Here is a 6,176-nt window from a genome sequence, read left to right as displayed (position 1 = left end):
TATTTGACTGATTTAAAGCATGATAATGAAAAAGTCAAGAAAAATTAATATTCGGATTTTGATTTTGGCACAGTGGATTATTACCGGACTGTGTATGAGAGGTTTGGAATTCAAAAGAGAAATTACCCATCTAAGGGAATGATGGGTCAAAAAGGCAGAGCCTTTAGGGATAGTTCGTCGAGGCAGAGCCTCGTCAAAATGCCGGGGGATTGCTTGTTTTTTAACTCTGTTATTTTTATTGTTTTATACCAAATTTCCGAAATCAGACTTGAAAATACTACAAATCCATCTTCTTCCAAATGATACTGAAGATCTCCTGGTCAATCGTTTCATACAAGGGGGCAAGATCAGTCAACCACAGGTTGTGAAGTTCTTCGGCTGAAACAGGCCAGCGGTTCATGGTTTTTTCGAGGAGATAGCGAAATCGTTTGATGTGGTTAAACAGGTTGCGGTTTTTAAAAAAGATGGGTTCGCGACAGAGGTCCTCCAGTTTATTTATTTCCTGATCGAGGTAGTCCTTTAACTTGTCAATCTTTTTATCCTGTTTCATGGGTGACTGTAAATTGATGATAGGACGCATCATAATTTTAATACCCCTGAGGATGTTCTGTACCTCAATAATTCTGAGCTGGGATTGGGCTTTAAGCATTTTATCGAAATCCTCCTCTCCATTTGTTTTTGATTCCGAAAGCATTTTTTGGTGATAGGAACGAATAGCAAGCACATGTTCCGGTTGAGGCGCTTTATCTCCAAAGTAGTCTGTCAATGAGTTCAGCAGCGTTTTCAATTCCCTTACATTGCCCGGCCACGAATAGTCTTTTAAATAATTGAGAAATTCTTTGGAAAGTCTGATTGACTTCCCGAGTTTTGCCCACAGCGCAGAGGCGATCTCAGGGATATCTTCAGGGTGTTCACGCAAAGGTGGGGCAAAGATTGTCAGAACATTTAACCGGTAATAGAGATCTTCCCGGAATGTTTTCTGCCTCATCATCGAGGCCAGGTTACGGTTGGTAGCTGCAATGATTCTGACGTCCACCATTATTGTTTTAGTACCACCAAGCGGCCTTATCTCCTTTTCTTCAATTGCCCGCAGGAGTTTTGCCTGATTGGTCAGTGAGAGATCTCCGATTTCATCCAGGAACAACGTGCCCCCGTCAGCAGCCGAAAAAAGTCCCTCCTTGTCATGGGAAGCATCAGTAAAACTCCCCTTCTTGTGGCCAAACAACTCTGATTCAAGCAATGTTTCAGGAATAGCAGAACAGTTTACAACCACCAGACTCTTTTTGTAATTATCCGAGTGTTCGAAAATAAGTCTTGCGATCAGTTCCTTGCCGGTTCCCGATTCTCCAAGTATCAGCACGGGTGACCGTGAATGGGCAGCTTTATAGATCATGCTGCAGGTAAGCTTAGTAGTAAAGGATTGACCAATGTAATTCCTGTTGATCTTTTCCAGCGTTTCATCCCGGGGAATCCCTGAAAGCAGCAAAGAAAACGGGCTCCCTGCTATTGTGGCTTCGGATAACTTTTCATTTTCCTTAACCAGTTCTGCTACCCGCCCGTCAGGTACAAACAGTATGCAGGGTGGGTCATCAGATTGATACCGTTGGGAAAAAAATCGGTTAAAACTCCTTTTGAAGGCGCCTGATGTAGAAAAATTGGCAATAATACGGCGCGGTAGCGATTGGTCTGTTTGCTGATTGAGCTTGAAGGCTCTGTACAATTCAACTTCCGGTTTTTTTATGCCACAGTTCAACATCTGCCTTTGTTGAATGAGTTGAAACAGCGCAGGGAAATCGCTTTTTGCAGCAATAGTAATCGTTCCCGGAATGAAAATGTCGTTCAGAAGTTTTGCAGTTGTATCCTCATTCCATTCGACAGATTCCCAGGTTTCAAGTTGGAACCCTCTTTTTCGGAAAACAATGCTCGTAATATGGGATTGACTTGTGCTCATTGGCTATCCATGTCAACTTTTTAAAGTAATATTTCCTGGCATCTCAACAGGTGTAACTCAACTCAACATCCTAATAAATCATTGATTTTGATTTAATTAAAAATTTCAAGGAATGAGTGGCACTTTCTTTGGCAACCTCAATATTATTATTCCAAACAACAAGGCACAAAATTAAAAATAAAAACAACGCTAATGGAATCAACACTAAAATCAATTGATGATTATTTCCCACTGGCTTATGATATCCACGATACCCACAACGGCGGGTATGACGATCTCCAGGTGAAACCTTTTGATGCGGACGTTTTGCTAACGTTTGCAGATCAAAACAAACTCAACGGGATTCAAACACTTACGTTATTGACTAAAAATGCTTTCGAAGGGCACTGCCTTTTGAATGGTTTACCTCCCGGTAAGTTGGTAGAATCTGGAACTCTCCAAATTGATTTTGAAGCGAATGAGAATTATTTCATGGAATGGACTTCTGCTTTCGTTGGCAACATTGATCAATATAAAAAAGGTATTAAGGCCGTATGGAAAAATTACGGAAAACTGAACAGTACCTCAGATGAAGTGCTTTTTCTTTCCATGTTCCACCTGATTTTGTGTTACCAGCTATTCAGATTGCCTGTGGCATTTCTAAGCACATTTGACACTCAAAAGTTAGGCGCACGCTCATTGAATCCTGATTTTATCAAAATGAATTTCAAGGTATTCTCAAAAATTTTAAACAACGTGGCCCGTAAATCATTTATCGAGGTGGTCAACGAGCGTTACAACCAGCAGTTTGAAACTGTGCAACTGCAATTGCAATCGAAAGAAAACGTGCTGACCCAACTGCTTGCAAAACTTGATATGGCCAACCAACCTTCGGTTAAAACCAATGATGATCTCGAGAAGGCATATTTCGATTTTATGGTTGCCACACAGGTAACTAAGTTTGAGAAGAAAAAGTACGAGTTGCCGGCGCCTGATTTTACTGATGACCGGGAAAAAGAAGGGGTTAACCGGCAACTGGTGGCCGGGATTAGAAAACTGTACAAAATCATCAGTAAAAATTGCCGGGAGGTGCATACCAGCCTGGATGGACAGGAGCGCTATCCACAGCTCGGCAGGTGTTTCATTGCTGCCAATGCGGTTTACAATTTTATTTCGGATAATGACTACAGCAGGCTGATTGTTCAGTATCTTCAGATGATTCTGCTGCTTTGTAAGGCTGTAAACAACCGCATGATTCTTGGTTTACCAATACAAAATACCGATAAGATTGAACATGTTTTCAATACATTGGCAGACATGCCGGAAGAGAAACTTATCGAATGCCAGAAATCACTCGGGATTGAAACTCAATATCTCTGGTTATTTTACATGACCGAATTTAAACTCAAATTTATCAGGGACAATGAAATGGCTGAAATACACCGGGATTTTTTGCATCGAAAAATAAAGTTTTTCGAAACGAGAATTCATCAGGTAACGGAAGAGATCAACAGCGTGATGCTCAGAAAACATAAAACCTCCGGACAACAGGGAAAGTCAAATTGACATTAAAAATTTTCGATTATGCTACCAGAAAAGACTCAATATTCACAACAAGCCCTGGCTTACAGCTACTTTAAAGAGAGCAATGACTACCTGATGAAAAACTACACCTTCAGGGTTGCAGAAAACTATCCCACTTACGGGATAAGATACCTCAATTATTTTGAGCAAAAAAACACATTGCTGATTTCAAATGTCAGCAATAGCAGGGTGCATCTGATAAATTTAAAGACCGGGCAACTTGATTCATACGCGCATCATCAAACAACAGTACGCAAAATCCTTACTTACAAAAATGACATTATCACTGCCAGCTGGGACGGAACTGTGCGCGTAACGGACTTTGATTCGCTCAGGCAAAGGCTGCTTCTTACCGATCAATCCATGGGGAGGTGTCCTTTCATCAATATCAGCCCGGATGGAAAGTACCTTTATTCTTTCACTTACGATTCGGACGTTATTCCTTTTGGCACAGCGAACACCGTAAGAAAATTCTGTCTGAAGACAGGGAAGGTACTTTTCAGGGTCGCCGCCTCCTCTTACAACAAAAATGAACGCCGGAGTGGCTCCATCATTCATTGGAAAAATAAACTCTACGTCTGCAGCGACAATGGCTACTTCAGAATCTTTGACCTGCGCACAGGGCGGTTTATAAGAGAAATAATCAGGCCTTTCGATTACCGTACAATGAGTTCATTATTCCATTATCACTACCTGTTAGCTTCCGACTGGGATGGTCGTATCCACTTCTTCAATTTAAAAACCAACCAGTTTGACTATGCAGTCCAGGCACACAACAACGATATTTTGTCCATTCGTGTTCATCCCAACAATCCCAGCATCCTCTTTACCTCGGGCAATGATGGTATGATCAGGGTGTGGGAGATGCCTAAGTTCCGATTGCTGAATACCATATTTGTAAATCAGAGGGATTTATGGTCATTTGTCTTTATAAACGATAGGATCGTTGTCGGAAACATTGCCGGTGAGATCCGGGTTTACAAAATAAGTAACTTTTATAATCTAAGCTACATCGGCAGGATTGTTCTTTCTGATCACTCCTTTGTGGCTCAGACTACCGGTTCAAAATTGTTTTTTACAAACAACCTTGAGTCACTTGAGGTAAGTCCTGTAAATGATGATACCGCTTTAAGTTCCAGGGAGAAGGAATACCTGCTAAACCAGAATAACAACCTGATGGTCCTGAGAGAATTATTTGGATTCGAAGAGGATAACAATGGTTATCTGAAAGGTCAGCACAATCTTGTACCATTGCTGGCGTCTTCATTCAAATGAATTGACTTTGCTTTTTTGAATTCCTGAAATGAAAAAATAAATAATAAAAATCACTGATGCCCGGTAAAAATAATTGATATGAAATATTTCAAAGTAGATTCCTCACTTCGTTCGGAATGACAGTCAGTTACGATTTATTGGTGGGGGTTGGTGGTGGCTTTGCCGCCACCAACCCCCACCCCTGACGAATACTCCAAAACCCTTGTCATTTCGATGCCGCACTTGCGGCAGTAAAATCCAAAAAAATTTACCGGACACCAATAAGTAAAAATATCAACCATGAATGATCTTGAATACCTGCGAAACCTCGTCCTTGCACCCTATATCCTGAAAGCCACAGCACTGATTAGGGTGCAGCGCAAGGTGGGCGGAAACCAGTTCCGCCATTGTTTTTCCACACTTGGAATTCTTTTTGACTATAAATTCTATGATGACAGTGTGTTGTTAAAAGCTTCCCTGTTGCATGACCTGCTTGAAGACCTGCCCGAAACCCAGCTCGACGAAATTCGCTGGATTGACCATGAAAGCAGCGCGGTGGTTGATCTTGTACTGGAGGTAACCAGACAAAAGGATGAATACAAGTCTCATTATCTCGACCGCATTCTTAGCAGCGGATCGTACAACGCAATGGTGCTCAAATGTGCCGACCGGATCAGCAATCTTACAGATTTACATCCTGATACCCATACTGTTGAAAAATTTTCGCATTACCTGGACGAGACCGAACAATATGTCATCCCAATGGCTCGTAAAGTTAATGCTGACCTGGTGATCGAACTGACCGATCTTGTCAGAAAACGTAGGGAAGTCATTCAGCTATTCAGGAACTCCTTCAAAATTATATAAAAAGCTGCTGCTAATATGATACAAACCGGTCAAATCCTCCTTTATCCTTATCCCTATCAAAATTACGCTATGTTCATTACCATGCTGTTAATAGCGCTTTTTGCAATTGTTGCTTATAGTCTGTACAAACTGATTACCTTGAAAATGAATGATAGGATAAAAGCTTGTTTTCAGCAATTTCTCATCATTTCAGCAATGCTCATGATTGCTCTATTCGTGATGAATATGATCACTTCTTTGATTACCATCCACCAGGTAAACCGTCAGCTTGGATTTAGCTATGCTACTCCGGATACTCCTGAAGGAGAACTTTTCGAAATACAAAAAGTTACTCCGGGAAAAACAATGGATAAAGCAGGATTAAAGCGCTTCGACCAGGTTGAAATGCGGGCAGTCAATGATCTCTACCGGTTGATTATCGAAAACCAGGGCAATGAAATAGTAATCCCGGTAAAAAGAAACGGAGAATTACTCAACATCCGGTTAGTTGTCCCAAATCTGAATGTTCCATTAGCCAAAGTCTCATTTATATTTTAACAAC

Annotated in this window: 5 protein-coding genes; 4 read left to right on the top strand and 1 reads right to left on the bottom strand. The window is 41.1% G+C overall.

Annotated features, from left to right (window positions below; all coding sequences use genetic code 11):
- Positions 1-277: 277 nt before the first annotated feature.
- Positions 278-1,756: a sigma 54-interacting transcriptional regulator gene (locus IH598_17145; protein ID MBE0640243.1), complete on the bottom strand. Its 1,479-nt coding sequence runs from the start codon at positions 1,754-1,756 to the stop codon at positions 278-280.
- Between the two features lie 387 nt (positions 1,757-2,143).
- Here IH598_17145 and IH598_17140 point away from each other — a divergent pair, with 387 nt between their 5' ends.
- The 4 genes from IH598_17140 (at position 2,144) to IH598_17125 (ending at position 6,172) form a co-directional block, all read left to right on the top strand.
- Positions 2,144-3,496 (top strand): hypothetical protein, encoded by a 1,353-nt coding sequence (locus IH598_17140; GenBank protein ID MBE0640242.1) that lies wholly within the window; start codon positions 2,144-2,146, stop codon positions 3,494-3,496.
- Between the two features lie 18 nt (positions 3,497-3,514).
- The gene (locus IH598_17135; protein MBE0640241.1) at positions 3,515-4,789 is read left to right on the top strand and encodes a hypothetical protein; all 1,275 of its coding nucleotides are present in this window, start codon (positions 3,515-3,517) and stop codon (positions 4,787-4,789) included.
- Positions 4,790-5,068: 279 nt separating this feature from the next.
- Positions 5,069-5,635, top strand: coding sequence for a hypothetical protein (locus IH598_17130; protein MBE0640240.1), 567 nt, complete (start codon positions 5,069-5,071; stop codon positions 5,633-5,635).
- A gap of 15 nt (positions 5,636-5,650) precedes the next feature.
- Complete coding sequence (locus IH598_17125) at positions 5,651-6,172, top strand: hypothetical protein (GenBank protein ID MBE0640239.1); 522 nt, start codon at positions 5,651-5,653, stop codon at positions 6,170-6,172.
- Positions 6,173-6,176: the final 4 nt, after the last annotated feature.

It is taken from the genome of Bacteroidales bacterium (assembly GCA_014860585.1).
Classification (GTDB): Bacteria; Bacteroidota; Bacteroidia; order Bacteroidales; family 4484-276; genus RZYY01.
Note: the sequence above shows the minus strand (reverse complement) of the source record. Positions and strands in the feature narration are given on the sequence as shown.

Coding starts and splice junctions, on each gene's coding strand:
- IH598_17145 (MBE0640243.1), bottom strand. CDS start 1,756: ATGTTGAACTGTGGCATAAAAAAACCGGAAGTTGAATTGTACAGAGCC.
- IH598_17140 (MBE0640242.1), top strand. CDS start 2,144: ATGGAATCAACACTAAAATCAATTGATGATTATTTCCCACTGGCTTAT.
- IH598_17135 (MBE0640241.1), top strand. CDS start 3,515: ATGCTACCAGAAAAGACTCAATATTCACAACAAGCCCTGGCTTACAGC.
- IH598_17130 (MBE0640240.1), top strand. CDS start 5,069: ATGAATGATCTTGAATACCTGCGAAACCTCGTCCTTGCACCCTATATC.
- IH598_17125 (MBE0640239.1), top strand. CDS start 5,651: ATGATACAAACCGGTCAAATCCTCCTTTATCCTTATCCCTATCAAAAT.